Origin of the sequence: Pantoea sp. Cy-639 (assembly GCF_011752525.1) — a bacterium.
In the GTDB taxonomy this organism is placed as follows: Bacteria; Pseudomonadota; Gammaproteobacteria; order Pseudomonadales; family Pseudomonadaceae; genus Aquipseudomonas.
Window position 1 is genome coordinate 39,569 of sequence record NZ_VWXI01000021.1, and the last position, 23,605, is coordinate 63,173.

The 23,605-nt window shown below is 58.0% G+C and carries 21 protein-coding genes and 4 tRNA genes; all 25 read right to left on the reverse strand.

Going from position 1 to position 23,605, the window contains the following annotated elements:
- Positions 1-8: 8 nt before the first annotated feature.
- Complete coding sequence (gene rplB / locus F3J43_RS21535; protein WP_011531888.1) at positions 9-833, reverse strand: 50S ribosomal protein L2; 825 nt, start codon at positions 831-833, stop codon at positions 9-11.
- A 14-nt stretch (positions 834-847) separates the two neighbouring features.
- Positions 848-1,147 (reverse strand): 50S ribosomal protein L23, encoded by a 300-nt coding sequence (rplW, locus tag F3J43_RS21540; RefSeq protein ID WP_003255484.1) that lies wholly within the window; start codon positions 1,145-1,147, stop codon positions 848-850.
- A complete protein-coding gene (gene rplD / locus F3J43_RS21545; protein WP_003255485.1) occupies positions 1,144-1,746 on the reverse strand; it encodes a 50S ribosomal protein L4 in 603 nt (200 codons plus the stop codon). The genes rplW and rplD overlap by 4 nt, the downstream gene beginning before the upstream one ends.
- 12 nt (positions 1,747-1,758) lie before the next feature.
- Positions 1,759-2,394: a 50S ribosomal protein L3 gene (rplC, locus tag F3J43_RS21550; protein ID WP_011531887.1), complete on the reverse strand. Its 636-nt coding sequence runs from the start codon at positions 2,392-2,394 to the stop codon at positions 1,759-1,761.
- 80 nt (positions 2,395-2,474) lie between these two features.
- Entirely contained in the window at positions 2,475-2,786 is a 312-nt protein-coding gene (gene rpsJ / locus F3J43_RS21555) for a 30S ribosomal protein S10 (RefSeq protein ID WP_003186070.1), read from the reverse strand.
- A gap of 141 nt (positions 2,787-2,927) precedes the next feature.
- Positions 2,928-4,121 carry an elongation factor Tu gene (tuf, locus tag F3J43_RS21560; protein WP_166891810.1) on the reverse strand — a complete coding sequence of 398 codons (1,194 nt, stop codon included), beginning with the start codon at positions 4,119-4,121 and terminating at the stop codon, positions 2,928-2,930.
- A 27-nt stretch (positions 4,122-4,148) separates the two neighbouring features.
- Complete coding sequence (gene fusA / locus F3J43_RS21565; RefSeq protein WP_166891813.1) at positions 4,149-6,296, reverse strand: elongation factor G; 2,148 nt, start codon at positions 6,294-6,296, stop codon at positions 4,149-4,151.
- 30 nt (positions 6,297-6,326) lie between these two features.
- Complete coding sequence (rpsG, locus tag F3J43_RS21570; protein ID WP_003246741.1) at positions 6,327-6,797, reverse strand: 30S ribosomal protein S7; 471 nt, start codon at positions 6,795-6,797, stop codon at positions 6,327-6,329.
- Positions 6,798-6,903: 106 nt separating this feature from the next.
- Positions 6,904-7,275 (reverse strand): 30S ribosomal protein S12, encoded by a 372-nt coding sequence (gene rpsL, locus F3J43_RS21575; protein ID WP_003255492.1) that lies wholly within the window; start codon positions 7,273-7,275, stop codon positions 6,904-6,906.
- 211 nt (positions 7,276-7,486) lie between these two features.
- On the reverse strand, positions 7,487-11,686 hold the full coding sequence (gene rpoC, locus F3J43_RS21580; protein WP_166891816.1) for a DNA-directed RNA polymerase subunit beta': 4,200 nt from the start codon (positions 11,684-11,686) through the stop codon (positions 7,487-7,489).
- A 64-nt stretch (positions 11,687-11,750) separates the two neighbouring features.
- Entirely contained in the window at positions 11,751-15,824 is a 4,074-nt protein-coding gene (rpoB, locus tag F3J43_RS21585; protein WP_166891820.1) for a DNA-directed RNA polymerase subunit beta, read from the reverse strand.
- A gap of 220 nt (positions 15,825-16,044) precedes the next feature.
- On the reverse strand, positions 16,045-16,413 hold the full coding sequence (gene rplL / locus F3J43_RS21590) for a 50S ribosomal protein L7/L12 (RefSeq protein ID WP_166891823.1): 369 nt from the start codon (positions 16,411-16,413) through the stop codon (positions 16,045-16,047).
- 80 nt (positions 16,414-16,493) lie between these two features.
- Positions 16,494-16,994 (reverse strand): 50S ribosomal protein L10, encoded by a 501-nt coding sequence (gene rplJ, locus F3J43_RS21595; protein WP_043215352.1) that lies wholly within the window; start codon positions 16,992-16,994, stop codon positions 16,494-16,496.
- A gap of 198 nt (positions 16,995-17,192) precedes the next feature.
- On the reverse strand, positions 17,193-17,888 hold the full coding sequence (gene rplA, locus F3J43_RS21600; protein ID WP_166891826.1) for a 50S ribosomal protein L1: 696 nt from the start codon (positions 17,886-17,888) through the stop codon (positions 17,193-17,195).
- Positions 17,888-18,319 carry a 50S ribosomal protein L11 gene (gene rplK / locus F3J43_RS21605; RefSeq protein WP_166891829.1) on the reverse strand — a complete coding sequence of 144 codons (432 nt, stop codon included), beginning with the start codon at positions 18,317-18,319 and terminating at the stop codon, positions 17,888-17,890. The genes rplA and rplK overlap by 1 nt, the downstream gene beginning before the upstream one ends.
- Before the next feature lie 119 nt (positions 18,320-18,438).
- Positions 18,439-18,972 (reverse strand): transcription termination/antitermination protein NusG, encoded by a 534-nt coding sequence (gene nusG, locus F3J43_RS21610; RefSeq protein ID WP_011531880.1) that lies wholly within the window; start codon positions 18,970-18,972, stop codon positions 18,439-18,441.
- Between the two features lie 9 nt (positions 18,973-18,981).
- Positions 18,982-19,350, reverse strand: coding sequence for a preprotein translocase subunit SecE (gene secE / locus F3J43_RS21615; protein ID WP_166891834.1), 369 nt, complete (start codon positions 19,348-19,350; stop codon positions 18,982-18,984).
- 45 nt (positions 19,351-19,395) lie between these two features.
- Positions 19,396-19,471: transfer RNA gene (locus tag F3J43_RS21620), tRNA-Trp, on the reverse strand.
- 54 nt (positions 19,472-19,525) lie between these two features.
- Positions 19,526-20,719, reverse strand: a complete 1,194-nt coding sequence (gene tuf / locus F3J43_RS21625; RefSeq protein WP_166891810.1) for an elongation factor Tu — start codon at positions 20,717-20,719, stop codon at positions 19,526-19,528.
- 80 nt (positions 20,720-20,799) lie between these two features.
- Positions 20,800-20,875: transfer RNA gene (locus F3J43_RS21630), tRNA-Thr, on the reverse strand.
- 29 nt (positions 20,876-20,904) lie between these two features.
- Positions 20,905-20,978: transfer RNA gene (locus tag F3J43_RS21635), tRNA-Gly, on the reverse strand.
- 24 nt (positions 20,979-21,002) lie between these two features.
- Positions 21,003-21,086, reverse strand: a tRNA-Tyr gene (locus F3J43_RS21640).
- A 152-nt stretch (positions 21,087-21,238) separates the two neighbouring features.
- Positions 21,239-21,664 carry a hypothetical protein gene (locus tag F3J43_RS21645; RefSeq protein WP_166891837.1) on the reverse strand — a complete coding sequence of 142 codons (426 nt, stop codon included), beginning with the start codon at positions 21,662-21,664 and terminating at the stop codon, positions 21,239-21,241.
- Between the two features lie 7 nt (positions 21,665-21,671).
- The gene (locus F3J43_RS21650) at positions 21,672-22,421 is read right to left on the reverse strand and encodes a pantothenate kinase (RefSeq protein ID WP_166891840.1); all 750 of its coding nucleotides are present in this window, start codon (positions 22,419-22,421) and stop codon (positions 21,672-21,674) included.
- Positions 22,411-23,370: a bifunctional biotin--[acetyl-CoA-carboxylase] ligase/biotin operon repressor BirA gene (birA, locus tag F3J43_RS21655; protein WP_166891843.1), complete on the reverse strand. Its 960-nt coding sequence runs from the start codon at positions 23,368-23,370 to the stop codon at positions 22,411-22,413. Before birA ends, F3J43_RS21650 begins: the two co-directional genes overlap by 11 nt.
- Between the last annotated feature and the right edge of the window lie 235 nt (positions 23,371-23,605).

The following is a 23,605-nucleotide window of genomic DNA, read 5'->3' on the forward strand; positions in this document are numbered from 1 at the left end:
CCCTCTAGTTACTTGCGACGACGGACGATCATGTTGTCGGTACGCTTATTACCACGGGTTTTAGCACCCTTGGTTGGGAAGCCCCATGGCGATACCGGATGACGACCACCGGAGGTACGACCTTCACCACCACCGTGTGGGTGGTCGACCGGGTTCATGGCAACACCACGAACGGTCGGGCGAACGCCGCGCCAGCGTTTGGCACCAGCTTTACCCAGCGAACGCAGGCTGTGCTCGGAGTTCGAGACTTCGCCCAGGGTCGCACGGCACTCGGCCAGTACTTTACGCATTTCGCCAGAGCGAAGACGCAGAGTCACGTAGACGCCTTCACGCGCGATCAGCTGAGCGGAAGCACCAGCGGAACGAGCGATCTGAGCACCTTTACCCGGCTTCAGTTCGATGCCGTGAACGGTGCTACCTACTGGGATGTTGCGCAGCTGCAGGGAGTTACCGGCCTTGATTGGGGCCAGTGCACCTGCGATCAGCTGATCGCCAGCGCTCACGCCCTTAGGGGCGATGATGTAGCGACGCTCACCGTCTGCGTAGCACAGCAGGGCGATGTGAGCAGTACGGTTCGGGTCGTATTCGATACGCTCGACGGTGGCTGGAATGCCATCCTTGTCGTTGCGACGGAAGTCGACCAGACGGTAATGCTGCTTGTGGCCACCACCAACGTGACGAGTGGTGATGCGGCCATTGTTGTTACGACCACCAGACTTCGATTTTTTCTCGATCAGCGGTGCGTGAGGAGCGCCTTTGTGCAGCTCCTTGTTGACCACCTTGACCACAAAACGGCGGCCAGGGGAAGTCGGTTTGCATTTAACGATTGCCATGATGCACCCCTTCCTTACTCAGCACTGCTGCTGAAATCGAGATCTTGGCCTGGCTGAAGGGAGACGATCGCCTTCTTCCAGTCATTACGCTTGCCCAGACCACGTGCGGTACGCTTGGTTTTACCCAGAACGTTAACAGTCGACACGTTTTCAACTTTTACGTTGAACAGGCCTTCGACAGCTTTCTTGATTTCCAGCTTGGTTGCATCGGTAGCAACCTTGAATACGAACTGGCCTTTTTTCTCAGCCAGAACGGTAGCCTTCTCGGAAACGTGCGGGCCAAGGAGGACTTTGAATACGCGTTCCTGGTTCATCCCAGCAGCTCCTCGAATTTCTTCACGGCCGAGACAGTGATCAACACTTTCTCGTATGCGATCAGACTGACCGGGTCGGAACCTTGAACGTCACGTACATCGACGTGCGGCAGGTTGCGAGCAGCCAGGTACAGGTTCTGATCAACAGCGTCCGAAACGATCAGAACATCGCTCAGACCCATGCCGTTCAGCTTGTTCAGCAGGTCTTTGGTTTTCGGGGCTTCAACAGCGAAGTCCTGAACCACAACCAGACGGTCGCTACGCACCAGCTCAGCGAGGATGGAGCGCAGAGCTGCGCGATACATCTTCTTGTTGAGCTTCTGCGAGTGATCCTGAGGACGAGCTGCGAAGGTTACACCACCGCCACGCCAGATCGGACCACGGGTAGTACCAGCACGAGCACGGCCAGTACCTTTCTGACGCCATGGGCGCTTACCGCCACCGGCCACGTCAGAACGGGTCTTCTGCTGCTTGGTGCCCTGACGGCCGCCGGCCATGTAGGCCACGACTGCTTGGTGTACCAGCGTCTCGTTGAATTCGCCACCGAAGGTCAGTTCGGAAACTTCGATCGCCTGAGCGTCATTTACATTGAGTTGCATGTCAGTTTCCCCTTAACCGCGAGCCTTGACAGCCGGACGCACGACCACGTCGCCGCCAGTAGCGCCTGGGACGGCACCCTTGATCAGCAGCAGGTTGCGTTCAGCGTCTACGCGTACTACTTCCAGGGACTGAACAGTCACGCGCTCGGCGCCCATGTGACCGGACATCTTCTTGCCCTTGAATACACGACCAGGAGTCTGGCACTGGCCGATGGAGCCAGGGACACGGTGCGATACGGAGTTACCGTGGGTGTTGTCTTGACCACGGAAGTTCCAACGCTTGATGGTACCGGCGAAGCCTTTACCCTTGGACTGACCGGTTACGTCTACCAGCTGGCCTGCAGTGAAGAGTTCAGCTTTGATCAGATCGCCAGCCTGGAAATCGCCTTCTTCAAGACGGAACTCCCAAACACCGCGACCAGCGGCAACGTTAGCCTTGGCAAAGTGGCCTGCCTGAGCGGCGGTCACACGCGAAGCACGACGCTCGCCGACAGTGACTTGCACTGCACGGTAGCCATCAGTTTCTTCGGTTTTGAACTGGGTGACGCGATTCGGCTCGATCTCGATGACCGTGACCGGAATGGAGACACCTTCTTCGGTGAAAATACGGGTCATACCCGCTTTTCGACCGACTACACCAATAGTCATGTTGTAAACCTCATGAGTGTACGGGGCTTTCACCCGCTATGGCCGCCCATTTCAGAGCGTTACACGACCAGACCGAAGTCTTAGCCGAGGCTGATCTGCACTTCCACGCCGGCCGCCAGATCAAGCTTCATCAGCGCGTCAACGGTTTTATCCGTAGGCTGGACGATGTCCAGAACACGCTTATGAGTGCGAATCTCGTACTGGTCACGCGCGTCTTTGTTGACGTGCGGGGAGACCAGAACGGTGAAACGCTCTTTGCGGGTAGGCAGTGGAATTGGACCACGCACTTGTGCACCAGTACGTTTCGCGGTTTCCACGATTTCCTGGGTGGATTGGTCGATCAGGCGATGGTCGAAAGCCTTCAACCTGATACGGATTTGCTGATTTTGCATTGGATTTCAGACTCCAGGCTGTTCCCATCGGGCGCACTACGCCCGTTAAAAGGAGGCGTGATTCTATAGACGCCCCAATTTAGTGTCAACCCAATAAAAAAAACCCCCGCTGAGCGGGGGTTTTTTCAACCGATCGAGTGATTACTCGATGATTTTGGCCACGACGCCGGCGCCGACGGTACGACCGCCTTCACGGATGGCGAAACGCAGACCGTCTTCCATTGCGATGGTCTTGATCAGGGTGACAACCATTTGGATGTTGTCGCCTGGCATTACCATTTCAACGCCTTCCGGCAGCTCGCAGTTACCGGTCACGTCAGTGGTACGGAAGTAGAACTGAGGACGGTAGCCTTTGAAGAACGGAGTGTGACGGCCGCCTTCTTCCTTCGACAGGACGTAGACTTCTGCGGTGAACTTGGTGTGCGGCTTGACCGAACCTGGCTTGACCAGAACCTGGCCACGCTCAACTTCGTCACGCTTGGTGCCGCGCAGCAGCACGCCGCAGTTCTCGCCAGCACGACCTTCGTCCAGCAGCTTGCGGAACATCTCAACGCCGGTGCAGGTGGTGGTGGTGGTGTCACGCAGACCAACGATTTCCAGCGGATCCTGAACGCGGACGATACCACGCTCGATACGGCCGGTAACAACGGTACCACGACCCGAGATCGAGAATACGTCTTCGATCGGCATCAGGAACGGCTGGTCGATGGCACGAACTGGCTCAGGGATGTAGGCATCCAGAGTCTCTACCAGCTTCTTGACAGCGGTAGTGCCCATTTCGTTGTCGTCTTTGCCTTCCAGGGCCATACGAGCGGAACCGATGATGATCGGAGTGTCGTCGCCTGGGAAGTCGTAGGTGGACAGCAGGTCGCGAACTTCCATCTCGACCAGTTCCAGCAGCTCGGCGTCGTCTACCAGGTCAGCCTTGTTCAGGAAGACCACGATGTACGGAACGCCAACCTGGCGGGACAGCAGGATGTGCTCACGGGTTTGTGGCATCGGACCATCGGCGGCCGAGCAAACCAGGATCGCGCCGTCCATCTGGGCAGCACCGGTGATCATGTTCTTCACGTAGTCAGCGTGACCTGGGCAGTCAACGTGAGCGTAGTGACGAATGTTCGAGTTGTACTCGACGTGAGCGGTGTTGATGGTGATACCGCGCGCTTTTTCTTCCGGAGCCGAGTCGATCTTGTCGAACTCAACGACGGCCGAACCGAAAACTTCGGAGCAGACGCGAGTCAGAGCTGCGGTCAGAGTGGTCTTACCGTGGTCAACGTGGCCGATGGTGCCGACGTTAACGTGGGGAAGGGAACGATCAAATTTTTCTTTAGCCACGACAGTGAACCTCTTGCCTAAAGGGGATTAGCCTTGTTTTTTAACGAGTGCTTCGACGATGTTCGACGGAGCTTCGGCGTATTTGGAGAATTCCATGGAGTAGCTTGCGCGACCCTGAGACATGGAACGAACGTCGGTTGCGTAACCGAACATCTCTCCGAGCGGAACTTCAGCGCGGACGACGCGGCCAGAGACCGACTCATCCATACCCTGTACCAGACCACGACGACGGTTCAGGTCACCCATCACGTCACCCAGGTAGTCTTCCGGGGTTACAACTTCGACCTTCATGATCGGCTCGAGAACCACGCCACCGCCCTTCTGGGCCAGTTGCTTGGTTGCCATCGATGCAGCGATCTTGAACGCCATTTCGTTGGAGTCGACGTCGTGGTACGAACCGTCGAATACCGCAGCCTTCAGGCCGATCAGCGGATAGCCGGCAACAACGCCGTTCTTCATCTGCTCTTCGATGCCTTTCTGGATCGCAGGGATGTATTCCTTCGGAATCACACCACCAACGACTTCGTTGGCGAACACCAGACCTTCGGTGATGTTGCCTTTTTCGTCCTGGTCCGGCTCCGAGAAGCGGATCCAGCAGTGACCGAACTGACCACGACCACCCGACTGACGAACGAACTTGCCTTCGATTTCGACGTTGGACTTGGTGATCTTCTCGCGGTACGAAACCTGCGGCTTGCCGATGTTGGCTTCGACGTTGAACTCGCGCTTCATGCGGTCAACGAGGATGTCCAGGTGCAGCTCGCCCATACCCGAGATGATGGTCTGACCGGTTTCTTCATCGGTCTTGACGCGGAACGACGGGTCTTCCTGAGCCAGCTTGCCCAGTGCGATACCCATCTTTTCCTGGTCCTGCTTGGTTTTCGGCTCTACGGAGAGCGAAATCACAGGCTCAGGGAAGTCCATACGCTCGAGGATGATCGGCTTGTCGGCGTTGCACAGGGTGTCACCAGTGGTGACGTCCTTCATGCCGATCAGAGCAGCGATGTCACCAGCGCGTACTTCTTTGATCTCTTCACGCTGGTTAGCGTGCATCTGGACCATACGACCAACGCGCTCTTTCTTGCCCTTGACCGAGTTGATGACGGAGTCACCGGAGGTCAGGAAGCCCGAGTAAACGCGAACGAAGGTCAGAGTACCAACGAACGGGTCGGTGGCGATCTTGAAGGCCAGGGCCGAGAACGGCTCGTCGTCGTCAGCGTGACGCTCGTCGAACTGCTCAGGCTTGACTTCGTCCTTCGGCACGTCGATCAGGTCAGGGTGGATACCCTTGATCGCCGGGATCTCGGTCGGAGCAGGCAGGAAGTCGATGACGGCGTCGAGAACCAGGGGAACACCCTTGTTCTTGAACGAGGAACCGCAGACAGCAGGAACGATCTCGCTCGCCAGGGTACGGGCGCGCAGACCAGCCTTGATGTCTTCGATGGACAGGTCACCTTCTTCAAGGTACTTGTTCATCAGCTCTTCGTTGGCTTCGGCGGCGGCTTCAACCATGTTGTTGCGCCACTCATTGGCCAGCTCGACCATATCCGCAGGAATTTCTTCCTCACGGTAGGTGGTGCCCTTGTCGTCGTCGTTCCAGTAGATAGCCTTCATCTTGATCAGGTCGACCTGACCCTGGAAGTTATCTTCCGAACCGATGGCCAGCTGAACAGGAACCGGGGTGTGACCCAGGCGGTTCTTGATCTGACCTACGACGCGCAGGAAGTTGGCACCGGCACGGTCCATCTTGTTCACGTAGACAACACGTGGAACGCCGTACTTGTTGGCCTGACGCCATACGGTTTCGGACTGCGGCTCAACACCGGAGGTACCGCAGAACACAACGACCGCGCCGTCGAGTACACGCAGCGAACGCTCTACTTCAATGGTGAAGTCAACGTGGCCGGGAGTATCGATGACGTTTACGCGGTAGTTGTCGTACTGACCACGGGAACCTTTCCAGAAGGTGGTAACGGCAGCGGAGGTAATGGTGATACCGCGCTCCTGCTCCTGCACCATCCAGTCGGTAGTCGCGGCGCCGTCGTGCACCTCGCCCATCTTGTGGCTCAGACCTGTGTAGAACAGGATCCGCTCGGTAGTGGTAGTCTTGCCCGCGTCAACGTGCGCGCAGATACCAATGTTACGGTAGCGGTTAATTGCTGTAGTACGAGCCATAAAGCCCTCGCAAAAAAATTGATGCTTGAATTAGAAGCGGTAGTGCGAGAACGCTTTGTTGGCCTCGGCCATACGGTGCACGTCTTCACGCTTCTTGACTGCAGCACCCTTGCCTTCGGCAGCATCCAGCAGTTCGCCGGCCAGACGCAGAGCCATCGACTTCTCGCCGCGCTTGCGGGCGTAGTCTACGAGCCAGCGCATTGCCAGAGCGTTACGACGGGATGGACGAACTTCAACCGGAACCTGGTAAGTAGCACCGCCGACACGACGGGACTTAACTTCGACCAGCGGAGCGATGGCGTCGAGAGCTTTCTCGAAGATTTCCAGGGGGTCGCTGTTCTTGCGTGCTTTGACGGTATCCAGGGCACCGTAAACGATGCGCTCGGCTACGGCCTTCTTGCCGCTTTCCATCACGTGGTTCATGAACTTGGCGAGGATCTGGGATCCGTACTTCGGATCGTCCAGGATCTCACGTTTTGCTGCTACACGACGTCTTGGCATGATAAGCCCTCAAACGGTCTTCAGGTTAGCCCGGGACGCGGGTCTTCGACCCCTGCCCGACCTTACTCTTATCGACTCAAATAAATGGATGTCTGCAAACGGCCGATTACTTCGGACGCTTGGTACCGTACTTCGAACGACCCTGGTTACGGCCTTTGACGCCCGAAGTATCCAGAGAGCCGCGAACGGTGTGGTAACGAACACCTGGCAAGTCTTTTACACGGCCGCCACGGATCAGGACGACGCTGTGCTCTTGCAGGTTGTGGCCTTCACCACCGATGTACGAGGAAACCTCGAAACCGTTGGTCAGACGCACACGGCATACTTTACGCAGTGCCGAGTTAGGTTTTTTCGGCGTGGTGGTGTACACACGGGTGCACACGCCACGACGCTGCGGGCAGTTCTGCAGCGCAGGAACGTCGGACTTCTCGACCGAACGCTTACGCGGCTGACGTACCAGCTGGTTGATAGTTGCCATCTACTAGCTCCACTGATTGTCTTGCGACTCTATTGTCTTGCAAGAAAGCCAAAAATTGGCGAGACGGAGCCTCACCAAATTTAAGGGTACAAAAGTCTAAAGAGGATCTTGCACCCAGTCAAGACGAGGCCCCGGCCCTCCCCGTCCGGTCATCGGCAACAATTCATGTCGTCGATGACCGCACGTGGCGTGCCGGGGCCCTGCCCTGGACTCAATTACCGCTGGAGTTCAGCGCTTCGGTCAGTGCGGCTTCCACCTCACTGGCGCTCACACGCAGCGGTTTGTCGGCATCACGGCGACGCTTGCGCTCGCTGTGATAGGCCAGACCGGTACCCGCCGGGATCAGACGACCCACGACCACGTTCTCTTTCAGGCCGCGCAGGTAATCGCGCTTGCCGGTTACCGCCGCCTCGGTCAGTACGCGGGTGGTTTCCTGGAAGGAAGCCGCCGAGATGAACGATTCGGTCGACAGCGAGGCCTTGGTGATACCCAGCAGCACACGGGTGAACTTCGAGATGAACTTGTCCTCGCCGGCGAGACGCTCGTTCTCTACCAGTACCTGGGTCAGTTCCATCTGGTCGCCCTTGATGAAGCTGGAATCGCCCGACTCGGAGATCTCGACCTTGCGCAGCATCTGACGCAGGATGGTCTCGATGTGCTTGTCGTTGATCTTCACGCCTTGCAGACGGTAAACGTCCTGGATCTCGTTGACGATGTACTTCGCCAGCGCGCTCACACCCAGCAGACGCAGGATGTCGTGCGGATCGCTCGGGCCGTCGGAGATAACTTCGCCGCGGTTTACCTGTTCGCCTTCGAAGACGTTCAGGTGACGCCACTTCGGAATCAGCTCTTCATACGGATCGCTACCGTCGGTCGGGGTAATGACCAGACGACGCTTGCCCTTGGTCTCCTTGCCGAACGCGATGGTGCCGCTGACTTCAGCCAGAATCGAGGCTTCTTTCGGACGACGCGCTTCGAACAGGTCGGCAACGCGTGGCAGACCACCGGTGATGTCACGGGTCTTCGACGTTTCTTGCGGGATACGCGCGATAACGTCACCAACACCGATCTGGGCACCGTCAGCCACACCGACGAGGGCGTTGGCCGGCAGGAAGTACTGGGCCGGTACGTCGGTACCAGGCAGGTACAGGTCCTTGCCAGCAGCATCGACCATCTTGATCGCCGGACGGATTTCCTTGCCAGCGGCAGGGCGATCCTTGACGTCCAGGACTTCAATGTTGGTCAAACCGGTCAGTTCGTCGGTCTGACGCTTGATGGTGATGTTTTCTTCCATGCCCACGAAGGTCACGGTACCTTTCAGCTCGGTAACGATCGGGTGGGTGTGCGGGTCCCACTTGGCGACGATGGCGCCAGCTTCGACCTTTTCACCTTCCTTGACCGAAATCACCGCACCGTAAGGCAGCTTGTAGCGCTCACGCTCACGACCGAACTCGTCGGCAATGGCCAGCTCGCCGGAACGCGACACGGCAACCAGGTTGCCATCGGCACGCTCGACCTGCTTAAGGTTATGCAGACGCACCATACCGCCGTTCTTCACCTGGACGCTGTCGGCAGCCGAGGTACGGCTTGCAGCACCACCGATGTGGAACGTACGCATGGTCAGCTGGGTACCAGGCTCACCGATCGACTGTGCAGCGATAACGCCGACAGCTTCACCGATGTTCACCTGGTGACCACGGGCCAGGTCACGACCGTAGCACTTGGCGCAGATACCGTAGCGGGTTTCGCAGTTGATCGGCGAACGCACGATCACTTCGTCGATGCTGTTCAGCTCGATGAACTCGACCCACTTCTCGTCGACCAGGGTACCGGCCGGAACGATGACGTCCTCGGTGCCTGGCTTGAACACGTCACGGGCGATGACACGACCCAGTACACGCTCACCCAGCGGCTCGACAACGTCGCCGCCTTCGATGTGCGGGGTCATCAGCAGGCCCTGCTCGGTACCACAGTCGATCTCGGTCACGACCAGATCCTGGGCCACGTCGACCAGACGACGGGTCAGGTAACCGGAGTTCGCGGTCTTCAACGCGGTATCCGCCAGACCCTTACGAGCACCGTGGGTCGAGATGAAGTACTGCAGTACGCTCAGACCCTCACGGAAGTTCGCGGTGATCGGCGTCTCGATGATGGAGCCGTCCGGCTTGGCCATCAGACCACGCATACCGGCCAGCTGACGGATCTGGGCCGCGGAACCACGAGCACCGGAGTCAGCCATCATGTACATCGAGTTGAACGATTCCTGCTCGACTTCCTTGCCCTCACGGTCGATGACCTTCTCTTTCGAGAGGTTGGCCATCATCGCCTTGGACACTTCGTCGTTGGCCTTCGACCACAAGTCGATGACCTTGTTGTACTTCTCGCCCTGGGTTACCAGGCCGGAGGCGTACTGGCTCTCGATTTCCTTCACTTCGTCGGTAGCAGTACCGATGATGCGGGCCTTCTCGTCCGGGATAACGAAGTCGTTAACACCGATCGAGACACCGGAAATGGTCGAGTAGGCGAAGCCGGTGTACATCAGCTGGTCGGCGAAGATCACGGTCTCTTTCAGACCAACCACGCGGTAGCACTGGTTGATCAGCTTGGAGATCGCCTTCTTCTTCATCGACTGGTTGACGACGTCGAACGGCAGGCCTGCCGGTACTACCTGGAACAGCAGCGCACGGCCGACAGTGGTGTCGACGATACGGGTGTTCTTGACGATGCTGCCGTCACGCTCTTTCACGGTCTCGTTGATACGGACCTTGATCTTGGCGTGCAGCGCGGCCTCGCCAGCGCGGAAGACGCGGTCGACTTCCTGCAGGTCGGCGAACACACGACCTTCGCCCTTGGCGTTGATGGCTTCACGGGTCATGTAGTACAGACCCAGAACCACGTCCTGCGACGGAACGATGATTGGCTCACCGTTGGCTGGCGACAGGATGTTGTTGGTCGACATCATCAGCGCACGCGCTTCGAGCTGGGCTTCCAGCGTCAGCGGCACGTGAACGGCCATCTGGTCACCGTCGAAGTCGGCGTTGTACGCGGCGCAGACCAGCGGGTGCAGCTGGATAGCCTTACCTTCGATCAGAACCGGTTCAAAGGCCTGGATACCCAGACGGTGCAGGGTCGGTGCACGGTTGAGCAGGACGGGGTGTTCGCGGATCACCTCGGCGAGAACGTCCCACACCTCCGGCAGCTCGCGCTCGACCATCTTCTTGGCTGCCTTGATGGTGGTCGCCAGACCACGCATTTCCAGCTTGCCGAAAATGAACGGCTTGAACAGCTCGAGGGCCATCTTCTTCGGCAGACCGCACTGGTGCAGACGCAGGGTCGGACCTACGGTAATTACCGAACGGCCGGAGTAGTCGACACGCTTACCGAGCAAGTTCTGACGGAAGCGACCTTGCTTACCTTTGATCATGTCGGCCAGCGACTTCAGCGGACGCTTGTTCGAGCCAGTGATGGCGCGACCGCGACGGCCGTTGTCAAGCAGGGCGTCGACCGCTTCCTGCAGCATGCGCTTTTCGTTGCGCACGATGATGTCCGGCGCCGACAGATCAAGCAGGCGCTTCAGACGGTTGTTACGGTTGATCACCCGACGATACAGGTCGTTCAGGTCGGAGGTCGCGAAGCGGCCGCCATCCAGCGGTACCAGCGGACGCAGGTCCGGCGGCAGTACTGGCAGGACAGTCAGGACCATCCACTCAGGCAGGTTGCCCGAGCCCTGGAAAGCTTCCATCAGCTTCAGGCGCTTGGACAGCTTCTTGATCTTGGTTTCCGAGTTGGTCTGCGGAATCTCTTCGCGCAGGCGACCGATCTCGTGCTCCAGGTCGATAGCGTGCAGCAGTTCGCGGACAGCCTCGGCACCCATGCGGGCGTCGAAGTCGTCACCGAACTCTTCCAGCGCTTCGAAGTACTGCTCGTCGTTCAGCAACTGACCCTTCTCGAGGGTAGTCATGCCCGGATCGATCACCACGTAGCTCTCGAAGTAGAGCACGCGCTCGATGTCACGCAGGGTCATGTCCATCAGCAGGCCGATACGGGACGGCAGCGACTTCAGGAACCAGATGTGGGCAACCGGCGAGGCCAGCTCGATGTGCGCCATGCGCTCACGACGAACTTTTGCCAGGGCAACTTCAACGCCGCACTTCTCGCAGATTACGCCGCGGTGCTTGAGGCGCTTGTACTTGCCGCACAGGCACTCGTAGTCCTTGACTGGGCCAAAGATCTTGGCGCAGAACAGGCCGTCACGCTCAGGCTTGAACGTACGGTAGTTGATGGTTTCCGGCTTTTTGACTTCACCGAACGACCACGAACGGATCATTTCAGGCGACGCCAGACCGATGCGGATGGCGTCGAACTCTTCGACTTGACCCTGGTTTTTCAGCAAATTCAGTAGGTCTTTCAAGGCCTTTCCTCCTGGCGGAGCAGGGAGCGGGCATTACCTGCCCCACTCCCCTTCGCGTCACGTGTTATTCGGTTTCCAGATCGATATCGATACCGAGCGAACGGATCTCTTTGATCAACACGTTGAAGGACTCGGGCATGCCCGGCTCCATACGGTGATCGCCATCCACGATGTTCTTGTACATCTTGGTACGGCCGTTCACGTCGTCCGACTTCACTGTGAGCATTTCTTGCAGGGTGTATGCCGCGCCGTATGCTTCCAGCGCCCACACTTCCATCTCCCCGAAACGCTGACCACCGAACTGCGCCTTACCACCCAGCGGCTGCTGGGTAACCAGGCTGTAGGAACCAGTGGAACGCGCGTGCATCTTGTCGTCCACCAAGTGGTTCAGCTTGAGCATGTACATGTAACCAACGGTCACCGGACGCTCGAACTTGTTGCCGGTACGGCCATCGAACAGCACCATCTGGCCGCTTTCTGGCAGGTCCGCCAGTTTCAGCATGGCCTTGATCTCACGCTCCTTGGCACCGTCGAAGACAGGAGTAGCCATCGGCACGCCTTTCTTCAGGTTGTTCGCCAGGGCGATGATCTCTTCGTCGGTGAACTCTTCCAGGTTCTCCTGACGACCACCGATCTCGTTGTAGATCTCGGTGAGGAAGGTGCGCAGCTCGGCAGCTTTACGCTGCTCTTCGATCATGCGGTCGATCTTCTCGCCCAGGCCCTTGGCCGCGAGGCCCAGGTGGGTTTCGAGAATCTGACCGACGTTCATACGCGAAGGTACGCCCAGCGGGTTCAGTACGACGTCGACCGGAGTACCGTTGGCGTCGTGCGGCATGTCTTCGACCGGCATGATCACCGAGACGACACCCTTGTTACCGTGACGACCGGCCATCTTGTCACCCGGCTGGATGCGACGGCGGATTGCCAGGTAGACCTTGACGATCTTCAGTACGCCCGGAGCCAGGTCATCGCCCTGCTGCAGCTTGCGCTTCTTGTCTTCGAACTTGTCGTCCAGCAGGCGACGGCGATCGACGATGTACTGCTGAGCCTTTTCCAACTGCTCGTTCAGTGCATCTTCGGCCATGCGCAGCTTGAACCACTGGCCGTGCTCAAGACCGTTCAGGACTTCGTCGGTGATCACGGTGCCTTTCTTCAGGCCCGCGCCACCGTCGACCACCTGGCCGTTCAGGGCAGCACGCAGACGTTCGAAGGTCGCACCTTCGACGATGCGGAACTCTTCGTTGAGGTCCTTGCGGATCTCGTCCAGCTGCATCTTCTCGATGGCCAGGGCGCGGCTGTCGCGCTCGACGCCGTCACGGGTGAAGACCTGAACGTCGATGACGGTACCCTTGGTGCCGGTCGGCACACGCAGGGAGGTGTCCTTAACGTCGCTGGCCTTCTCACCGAAGATCGCGCGCAGCAGTTTTTCTTCCGGCGTCAGCTGAGTCTCGCCTTTCGGAGTGACCTTGCCGACCAGGATGTCGCCAGCGCCGACTTCGGCACCCACGTAGACGATACCGGCTTCGTCCAGCTTGTTCAGCGCGGCTTCACCGACGTTCGGGATGTCCGCGGTGATTTCCTCTGGGCCAAGCTTGGTGTCACGGGCCACACAGGTCAGTTCCTGGATGTGGATCGTGGTGAAGCGGTCTTCCTGAACCACACGCTCGGACAGGCAGATGGAGTCTTCGAAGTTGAAGCCGTTCCATGCCATGAACGCGATGCGCATGTTCTGACCCAGAGCCAGCTCACCCATGTCGGTGGACGGGCCGTCGGCCATGATATCGCCACGCTGAACCTTGTCACCCTTGCTCACCAGCGGACGCTGGTTGATGCAGGTGTTCTGGTTCGAACGGGTGTACTTGGTCAGGTTGTAGATGTCCACACCGGCTTCACCGGTCTCGACTTCGTCGTCAGCAACACGAACAACGATACGGCTGGCGTCGACCGAGTCGATCACGCCACCGCGGCGAGCAACCACGCAGACACCGGAGTCACGGGCGACGTTGCGCTCCATGCCGGTACCTACCAGCGGCTTGTCGGCGCGCAGGGTCGGTACAGCCTGACGCTGCATGTTCGAACCCATCAATGCACGGTTGGCGTCGTCGTGCTCGAGGAACGGAATCAGCGAGGCAGCGACGGAAACAACCTGCTTCGGCGAAACGTCCATCAGGGTGACGTCTTCCGGCGCCTTGACGGTGAATTCGTTCAGGTGACGAACAGCTACCAGCTCGTCGATCAGTTGCTTCTTCTCGTTCATCGCGGCCGAGGCCTGAGCGATGACGTGATCGGCTTCTTCGATAGCGGACAGGAACACGATGTCGTCGCTGACGACGCCTTCCTTCACCACGCGGTACGGGCTTTCCAGGAAGCCGTACTGGTTGGTGCGGGCATAGGCTGCCAGGGAGTTGATCAGACCGATGTTCGGACCTTCAGGAGTCTCGATCGGGCACACGCGGCCGTAGTGGGTCGGGTGTACGTCACGGACTTCGAAGCCAGCACGCTCACGGGTCAGACCACCTGGGCCGAGCGCGGAAACGCGGCGCTTGTGGGTGATCTCGGAGAGCGGGTTGTTCTGGTCCATGAACTGCGAGAGCTGGCTGGAACCGAAGAACTCCTTCACCGCCGCCGCGACCGGCTTGGCGTTGATCAGGTCCTGCGGCATCAGGCCTTCGCTTTCGGCCATCGACAGGCGTTCCTTGACTGCGCGCTCAACACGCACCAGGCCAACGCGGAACTGGTTCTCGGCCATCTCGCCAACGCAACGGACACGACGGTTACCCAGGTGGTCGATGTCGTCGACGATGCCTTTGCCGTTACGGATATCGACCAGGGTCTTCAGGACCTCGACGATGTCTTCCTTGCTCAGCACGCCCGAACCTTCGATCTCGGTACGACCGATACGACGGTTGAACTTCATGCGACCAACGGCGGACAGGTCGTAACGCTCGGCGCTGAAGAACAGGTTGTTGAACAGGGTCTCGGCGGCATCCTTGGTCGGCGGCTCGCCTGGACGCATCATGCGATAGATCTCGACCAGGGCTTCCAGCTGGTTGCTGGTGGTGTCGATCTTCAGGGTATCCGAGATAAACGGACCGCAGTCGATGTCGTTGGTGTACAGGGTCTCGATGCGGACAACCTGAGCCTTGGCGATCTTGATCAGCAGCTCGGTGGTCAGCTCGGTGTTGCACTCGGCCAGGATCTCGCCGGTAGCCGGATGCACGATCGCCTTGGCGGTGGTGCGGCCAAGCACGTACTCCATCGGCACGTCCAGCTCTTTCACGCCAGCCTTTTCCAGCTGGTTGATGTGGCGCGCGGTGATACGGCGACCTTGCTCGACGATGACCTTGCCGCTGCCGTCATGGATGTCCATGACCGCGACTTCACCACGCAGACGCTGCGGCACCAGCTCCAGGCTCAGTTTCTCGCCAGAGATGTGGAAGACGTTGGTGGTGTAGAAGGTGTTGAGCACCTCTTCGGTGCTGTAGCCCAGCGCACGCAGCAATACCGAGGCCGGCAGTTTGCGGCGACGGTCGATACGGACGAACACGCAGTCTTTCGGGTCGAACTCGAAGTCCAACCAGGAACCGCGGTAAGGGATGATGCGTGCGGAGTAAAGCAGCTTGCCCGAACTGTGAGTCTTGCCACGGTCGTGGTCGAAGAACACACCCGGCGAACGGTGCAACTGGGACACGATCACACGCTCGGTACCGTTGATAACGAAGGTACCGTTCTCAGTCATCAGGGGGATTTCACCCATGTAGACTTCTTGCTCTTTGATGTCCTTGATCGCTTTATTCGACGATTCCTTGTCGAAGATGATCAGGCGCACCTTCACACGCAGCGGAACCGCGAAGGTCACACCGCGCAGGACACATTCCTTCACATCGAAAGCCGGCTCGCCCAGGCGATAGCCGACGTACTCCAGGGCAGCATTGCCGGAGTAGCTGATGATCGGGAATACCGATTTGAAGGCCGCATGCAGACCGACGTCGCGGAACTGATCCTTGGATGCTCCCGCCTGCAGGAATTCGCGATACGAATCCAGCTGGATAGCCAGGAGGTAAGGCACATCCATGACGTCCGGCAACTTGCTAAAGTCCTTGCGGATACGTTTTTTCTCAGTGTATGAGTAAGCCATCAGCATTCCCCAGCTTGGTCACCTGCTTGTTTGGCATCTCCCGGCGGGAGCAGCCAGAAAATCGTGCAAACCCCTTGGTTTGCGCCACCCTCTTGGGTGTCTTGCAGCTCGTTATCGGGGCCGACCTGATCGGCCACCAATAACGGAAAAAGGCCGGTGGCATAAGCCACCAGCCATCAGCCCTTCGCTCAACGCTCGGACTGGAGTCGCAAGGTCGAGATTACTTCAGCTCGACTTTAGCGCCAGCTTCTTCCAGCTTCTTCTTCGCGTCTTCAGCGGCTTCTTTCGAAACGCCTTCAGCGATGACAGCAGGAGCGCCGTCGACTTTCTCTTTGGCTTCTTTCAGGCCCAGACCGGTCAGTTCACGAACTGCCTTGATCACGTTGACCTTCTTGTCGCCAGCTTCGGTCAGAACGACGTTGAACTCGGTCTGCTCTTCAGCAGCGGCAGCAGCAACAGCTGGGCCAGCGGCAACAGCGGCAGCAGCGGTAACGCCGAAGGTTTCTTCCATCGCTTTGATCAGTTCAACAATTTCCAGAACAGTTTTCTGGCCGATCGCTTCGATGATTTGCTCGTTAGTCAGAGACATGACTATGTATTCCTGTATTGGGGTGACAGCCTACGCGGCCATCAAATTAAACGTTTGATTTCGAAAGAGACTACGCGGCCTTAGGCAGCGGCGGCTTCTTTCTGGTCGCGCAGAGCAGCCAGGGTACGAGCCAGCTTGCTGGTTGCACCTTGGATCACGCTCATCAGCTGTGCGATAGCCTCGTCGCGAGTTGGCAGGGTTGCCAGCACGTCGATCTGGTTAGCGGCAAGGAACTTGCCGTCGAACGCAGCTGCCTTGATCTCGAACTTGTCCTGACCCTTGGCGAACTCTTTGAACAGACGAGCGGCGGCGCCCGGGTGTTCGTTGGAGAAAGCGATCAGGGTCGGGCCTTTGAACGCGTCGTTGAGGATCGAGTACTCGGTGCCCTCAACAGCGCGCTTGAGCAGGGTGTTACGTACGACACGTACGTAAACGCCAGCTTCGCGGGCCTCTTTACGGAGTCCGGTCATTGCGCCTACAGTCACGCCACGGGCATCAGCCACGACAGCGGACAGAGCGACTTTGGCAGCCTCGTTGACTTCAGCGACGATGGCCTTCTTGTCTTCGAGTTTAATTGCCACGGGTTTACTCCTGGTTTCTACCGTTTCATCTGGCCGAAGCCGGATGTCGTTTTGGTGTCTGATTCGTAAACGAATCGGGAGCACCATCTGCGTAGGCTTGTGGTTTAAGGCTTGCGCCGCCTACGGTCTTGGATAGCCCCCGCCAGGCAGGGACCCCAATTTAGTAAGCCGCTGCAACCAGGTCGCAGCGGCCGAGCATTACACGTTCAGCGAGCTCTGATCGATGATCAGACCTGGGCCCATGGTGGTGCTCAGGGTTACGCGCTTGACGTAGATACCTTTCGAGGAAGCTGGCTTGATACGCTTCAGATCAGCGATCAGGGCTTCAACGTTTTCCTTCAGCTTGTTGGCTTCGAAGCCAATTTTGCCAACGGAGGTGTGGATGATACCGTTCTTGTCGGTACGGTAGCGAACCTGACCAGCCTTGGCGTTTTTGACAGCGCCGGCAACGTCTGGGGTCACAGTACCCACTTTCGGGTTAGGCATCAGGCCGCGAGGACCCAGAACCTGACCCAGCTGACCCACAACGCGCATGGCATCAGGCGATGCGATGACGACGTCATAGTTCAGGTCGCCGCCTTTCATTTCGGCAGCCAGATCGTCCATGCCTACACGGTCAGCGCCGGCAGCCAGAGCGGCTTCAGCAGCTGGACCCTGGGTGAAGACAGCAACACGCACGGTCTTGCCAGTGCCGTGTGGCAGCACGGTAGCGCTACGAACGACCTGGTCGGATTTACGTGGGTCAACACCGAGGTTAACGGCGATGTCGTAGGATTCTACGAACTTGGCAGTCGGCAGCGAAGCCAGCAGAGTTGCGGCCTCTTCGAAGTTGTAGGCCTTGCCTGCTTCGATTTTCTCGGCGATTGCCTTTTGGCGCTTGGTCAGCTTAGCCATTACACACCCTCCACGTTCAGACCCATGCTGCGGGCAGAGCCAGCGATGGTGCGTACAGCTGCATCCAGGTCAGCGGCAGTCAGATCAGCCTGTTTAGCCTTGGCGATCTCTTCCAGCTGAGCACGGGTGACGGTACCGACTTTAACGGTGTTCGGGCGAGCCGAACCACTGGTCAGGCCAGCAGCTTTCTTCAGCAGAACCGAGGCAGGGGTGCTCTTGGTTTCGAAGGTGAAGCTACGGTCACTGTAGACAGTGATGATCACTGGAGTCGGCAGACCTGGCTCTTGACCCTGAGTACGGGCGTTGAAGGCCTTGCAGAATTCCATGATGTTCACACCATGTTGACCCAGTGCTGGACCAACGGGTGGGCTTGGGTTGGCCTGGCCGGCCTTTACTTGCAGCTTGATGTAAGCCTGAATCTTCTTAGCCATGAGCTACTCCAAAATCGGGTACGAACGCCAGATGGCTCCCCGTATGACTTGCGTTTTATCCCAGTGACGACAAAACCCCGCAGCACATAGGGCTGCGGGGTATGGGATGCGTCGTTCGGCTAGACCTTCTCGACCTGGCTGAACTCAAGCTCCACCGGAGTAGAGCGACCGAAAATGAGCACTGCAACCTGCAGGCGGCTCTTCTCGTAGTTAACTTCTTCGACACTGCCGTTGAAGTCGGCGAACGGACCGTCAATGACGCGAACCACTTCGCCCGGCTCGAACAGCGTCTTCGGCTTCGGCTTGTCACTGCCGTCGGCAACGCGACGCAGGATGGCCTCAGCTTCTTTATCAGTGATCGGCGCAGGCTTGTCTGCGGTACCACCAATGAAACCCATGACCCGAGGGGTATCCTTGACAAGGTGCCAAGTCCCTTCGTTCATTTCCATCTGGACCAATACATAGCCAGGGAAGAATTTACGCTCACTCTTGCGCTTCTGGCCGTTGCGCATTTCGACGACTTCTTCGGTCGGAACCAGGATCTCGCCGAATTCGTCTTCCATGCCAGCCAGCTTGACACGCTCGATCAGGGAGCGCATGACATGCTTCTCGTAACCCGAGTAAGCATGAACAACATACCAACGCTTAGCCACGAGACACCCTTAGCCAACGATCAAGGAGACCAACCAGCCGAGCAGGGAGTCGAGCCCCCACAGCAGCAGTGCCATGACCAGAACCACAGCCACGACGATAAGCGTGGTCTGCGTGGTCTCTTGGCGGGTCGGCCACACGACTTTACGGATCTCGGTACGAGCTTCCTTCGCCAGCGCAAAGAACGACTTACCCTTGGCAGTCTGCAGAGCAACGAAGCCAGCAGCAGCAGCAAGGAGAATCAGAACGAGTACGCGATACAGGACCGGAGAGGCGGAGTAATACTGATTACCCACGACACCAACAACTACCAATGCGACAACAGCAAGCCACTTGAACAGATCAAAACGCGATTCTTGGGCTTCAGTTTTGGGAGTCATCGGGGAGGATCCTGTAAGGAAGAAAGCCAATCACACCGAGGTGAATGGCAGGTCAGGAGGGAATCGAACCCCCAACCTACGGTTTTGGAGACCGTCGCTCTGCCAATTGAGCTACTGACCTTTAACGCTGTATCAGGCCGGCAATTATACCGGCCTGATCAAGTAAATCAACTACTTATTCAATAATTTTTGCGACGACGCCGGCGCCGACGGTACGACCGCCTTCACGGATGGCGAAACGCAGACCGTCTTCCATTGCGATGGTCTTGATCAGGGTGACAACCATTTGGATGTTGTCGCCTGGCATTACCATTTCAACGCCTTCCGGCAGCTCGCAGTTACCGGTCACGTCAGTGGTACGGAAGTAGAACTGAGGACGGTAGCCTTTGAAGAACGGAGTGTGACGGCCGCCTTCTTCCTTCGACAGGACGTAGACTTCTGCGGTGAACTTGGTGTGCGGCTTGACCGAACCTGGCTTGACCAGAACCTGGCCACGCTCAACTTCGTCACGCTTGGTGCCGCGCAGCAGCACGCCGCAGTTCTCGCCAGCACGACCTTCGTCCAGCAGCTTGCGGAACATCTCAACGCCGGTGCAGGTGGTGGTGGTGGTGTCACGCAGACCAACGATTTCCAGCGGATCCTGAACGCGGACGATACCACGCTCGATACGGCCGGTAACAACGGTACCACGACCCGAGATCGAGAATACGTCTTCGATCGGCATCAGGAACGGCTGGTCGATGGCACGAACTGGCTCAGGGATGTAGGCATCCAGAGTCTCTACCAGCTTCTTGACAGCGGTAGTGCCCATTTCGTTGTCGTCTTTGCCTTCCAGGGCCATACGAGCGGAACCGATGATGATCGGAGTGTCGTCGCCTGGGAAGTCGTAGGTGGACAGCAGGTCGCGAACTTCCATCTCGACCAGTTCCAGCAGCTCGGCGTCGTCTACCAGGTCAGCCTTGTTCAGGAAGACCACGATGTACGGAACGCCAACCTGGCGGGACAGCAGGATGTGCTCACGGGTTTGTGGCATCGGACCATCGGCGGCCGAGCAAACCAGGATCGCGCCGTCCATCTGGGCAGCACCGGTGATCATGTTCTTCACGTAGTCAGCGTGACCTGGGCAGTCAACGTGAGCGTAGTGACGAATGTTCGAGTTGTACTCGACGTGAGCGGTGTTGATGGTGATACCGCGCGCTTTTTCTTCCGGAGCCGAGTCGATCTTGTCGAACTCAACGACGGCCGAACCGAAAACTTCGGAGCAGACGCGAGTCAGCGCTGCAGTCAGAGTGGTCTTACCATGGTCAACGTGGCCGATAGTGCCGACGTTAACGTGAGGTAGCGAACGATCAAACTTTTCCTTAGCCATCGATACAGTCCTCCGCAGAAGAAATAGTCATACCGCTGATAGAACAAAGGCAGATATTTTCATATCTGCCTTTGTTTATATGGAGCTCTTGAGCGGACTTGAACCGCTGACCTCACCCTTACCAAGGGTGTGCTCTACCAACTGAGCTACAAGAGCGAAACACTTTGTGCAAAACCCTGCAAACTTGGAGCGGGTAGCGGGAATCGAACCCGCATCATCAGCTTGGAAGGCTGAGGTTCTACCACTAAACTATACCCGCGGAGCTTGCGGCTCTCGCTAAAACTGGTGGAGGGAGAAGGATTCGAACCTTCGAAGCTCTCGCAACGGATTTACAGTCCGTCCCCTTTGGCCGCTCGGGAATCCCTCCAGATGTGGCGGGCATTCTATTCGGCTGCCGCCTCAGTGTCAAGCGTTTTTTCAAATTTTTTCAATCAAATCTGAAACTTAGCTACTTTGACACCGCTTCCAGCTCTACCACCTGAGTGGTGTTCCCTGTGAAGCGGGCGCCATTCTATCAAGCTATTCAGCAGTTGCAATACCCTCGCACAAAATAATTTTGTGTTTTAAGTCGTTGAAATCCTTGGAAAGAGTCGAGAGCACGGTTTGGTCCAGCAAACGCTCGCTTTCGGCCCCAACCTTGAGCCACATCCCATCCGCGCCAGGCAACTGTCCGGCAACCGGCTGCGTGGCGATATCGAGACTCAGCAAGCGCTGGCGCAACGCATCGAGCTGCTCCTTCGTAGCAACTCCCCCCACCACCAGGCATTCGTCACGACGCCTTGCCGGCGCCGGCACACCCGTTTCACGCAGTAGGCGAATTTCCTGCTGAGTGCCTTTATACAAGGACAGCGGCGCAACTTCCTTGGCCTTCAGGGGGGCTTCCTGCTGATGCCAGACGTAATAGAAGACATTCAACACGAGCAGTAGCAGAAACAACCAGCGCATAGACACCTCAGCTCAACGGGCAGGCCATGGCCAAGCCGACGAATACCAGATCCGGCACGATCCGCGCGTTAGGGGCCGAGTCACGCACCAAAGGGGCATCCCCCCCCGTGAGAAACACCGTGAACTCTTCGCCCCAAAGCGCTCGGGCCTGCTCGATCTGGGTACGAGCGAAGCCCTGGAGCATCAGTACACAACCGCGCTCTACCGCTTCGACCGTCGAGCGCCCCGGAGCAAGGCTGCTCAAGGCCCGTTCAGCGGACGCATCGTCATAGCGGATGCGACGGGTATGAGTTCTTAACTGGCTACGCATCAACGGCATGCCAGGACAGATATAGCCTCCCAGATGCTCGCCATCCGCCGCAACAAAGTCTGCCTTCGCAGCAGTACCGAGGTCGATGACCAGGCACGCGCCCTTGGCGAGATGGTAGGCGCCGAGCGCCCCCAACCACCGATCCATCCCCAGGCGTTCGTAGTCCTCATAACCATTGCGGACCCCCGCCATCTCCTTTACCGGCTGGGCGACACTCACGGTGATCGAGAAGTTTGCCTGCAGCAAGGCACATAGCGAAGCTGTCTCCTCCTCACTGCGCACACTGACCATGCGGCAGCCGCTCAGGCGCAAGGCAGGAAGCGTCGCGACTGCAGCCAGCAGCGCCTGATCGGAATCAACGATACCGCCACCAGTGATCACCGCATCTACAGCATGGATGACCCGCCACTTGATAAAGCTGTTACCGCAGTCGAGCTCAAGAATCATTACGCAACCTCAGACTGAGCTCACCACCACTAAAGCTCTTTTCCACACCATCGATCTCAAGACGCAAGCCGCCCTGCCCATCAACGCCGCGGGCAATACCGTCGATTCGAGTCGTACCGGCAACCAGCGAAACTTTTTGCCCCTGCCAAAGGTGCGCCTGTTCCCACTCCTCCTGGAACGCAGCAAAACCATAGCGCCGATGACGAGCCAACTCATGCTGCAGTTGCTGAGAGAGCAAGGCGACGAGGTGATTACGATCGATTACGCGCCCCACTTCACCCCGCATGGATGTCCACTGCTGGTCAATCTGCTCACTGCTCAACATGTTCACATTTATACCAATGCCCAGCACCACATGGCAGACATCGGCAGGATCACCCACGAGCTCCAGCAGAATCCCAGTGATCTTGCGTCCATTGACCAGGACATCGTTAGGCCATTTAAGCCCGACATCCTTGAGACCAAAAGCCTGCAGGGAACGCATCACCGCCAACCCCACCACCAGGCTCAGCCCTTCGAGCTGACGCATACCACCCTCTACTCGCAGCACCAAGCTATAGTAGAGATTCTCAGCGAATGGGCTGATCCACTGACGGCCGCGCCGGCCACGACCAGCACTCTGCCGCTCGGCAAGCACCAGGAACGGGGCCGCCTGGCCATCAGCGGCAAGCCGGAGCCCTTCGGCGTTGGTGGAGTCGATGCTTTCATGAATGAATACAGGCCACTGATCACCGAGTGCGAATTCGGCAATCGCAGCCGAGTCAAGCAGGTTCAGCGGTGTCGAAAGCTGATAGCCGCGCCCGCGGACCTTGTGAATGGTCAGGTTCAGATCGCTCTCAATATGTTGCAGCTGCTTCCAAACGGCGCTGCGACTCACTCCGAGGGCAGCGCCCAGAGCTTCTCCGGAATGAAACCGGCCATCCTTGAGGAGATTCAACAACTTCAGCATGCCAGTCTCGACTTGGAATAAGGCTGGCATGATAGCCACGCCCCGAGGCCTTGCATAGGAAAAGGGCCAGCGCCGGCATGACACAATCACAAGGTTGCACTGGCTTTGCGGGCACGGAAAAGACAAAACCCCTACCTGCATGTGCAGATAGGGGTTTTGCGAAATGAATCTTGACGATGACCTACTCTCACATGGGGAAGCCCCACACTACCATCGGCGATGCATCGTTTCACTA

Coding starts and splice junctions, on each gene's coding strand:
- rplA (WP_166891826.1), bottom strand. CDS start 17,888: ATGGCTAAGCTGACCAAGCGCCAAAAGGCAATCGCCGAGAAAATCGAA.
- rplK (WP_166891829.1), bottom strand. CDS start 18,319: ATGGCTAAGAAGATTCAGGCTTACATCAAGCTGCAAGTAAAGGCCGGC.
- rpoB (WP_166891820.1), bottom strand. CDS start 15,824: ATGGCTTACTCATACACTGAGAAAAAACGTATCCGCAAGGACTTTAGC.
- birA (WP_166891843.1), bottom strand. CDS start 23,370: ATGCTGAAGTTGTTGAATCTCCTCAAGGATGGCCGGTTTCATTCCGGA.
- secE (WP_166891834.1), bottom strand. CDS start 19,350: ATGACTCCCAAAACTGAAGCCCAAGAATCGCGTTTTGATCTGTTCAAG.
- rpsL (WP_003255492.1), bottom strand. CDS start 7,275: ATGGCAACTATCAACCAGCTGGTACGTCAGCCGCGTAAGCGTTCGGTC.
- F3J43_RS21650 (WP_166891840.1), bottom strand. CDS start 22,421: ATGATTCTTGAGCTCGACTGCGGTAACAGCTTTATCAAGTGGCGGGTC.
- rplW (WP_003255484.1), bottom strand. CDS start 1,147: ATGAACCAGGAACGCGTATTCAAAGTCCTCCTTGGCCCGCACGTTTCC.
- rpsJ (WP_003186070.1), bottom strand. CDS start 2,786: ATGCAAAATCAGCAAATCCGTATCAGGTTGAAGGCTTTCGACCATCGC.
- rplD (WP_003255485.1), bottom strand. CDS start 1,746: ATGCAACTCAATGTAAATGACGCTCAGGCGATCGAAGTTTCCGAACTG.
- rplC (WP_011531887.1), bottom strand. CDS start 2,394: ATGACTATTGGTGTAGTCGGTCGAAAAGCGGGTATGACCCGTATTTTC.
- rplB (WP_011531888.1), bottom strand. CDS start 833: ATGGCAATCGTTAAATGCAAACCGACTTCCCCTGGCCGCCGTTTTGTG.
- fusA (WP_166891813.1), bottom strand. CDS start 6,296: ATGGCTCGTACTACAGCAATTAACCGCTACCGTAACATTGGTATCTGC.
- rpsG (WP_003246741.1), bottom strand. CDS start 6,797: ATGCCAAGACGTCGTGTAGCAGCAAAACGTGAGATCCTGGACGATCCG.
- rplL (WP_166891823.1), bottom strand. CDS start 16,413: ATGTCTCTGACTAACGAGCAAATCATCGAAGCGATCGGCCAGAAAACT.
- F3J43_RS21645 (WP_166891837.1), bottom strand. CDS start 21,664: ATGCGCTGGTTGTTTCTGCTACTGCTCGTGTTGAATGTCTTCTATTAC.
- tuf (WP_166891810.1), bottom strand. CDS start 20,719: ATGGCTAAGGAAAAGTTTGATCGTTCGCTACCTCACGTTAACGTCGGC.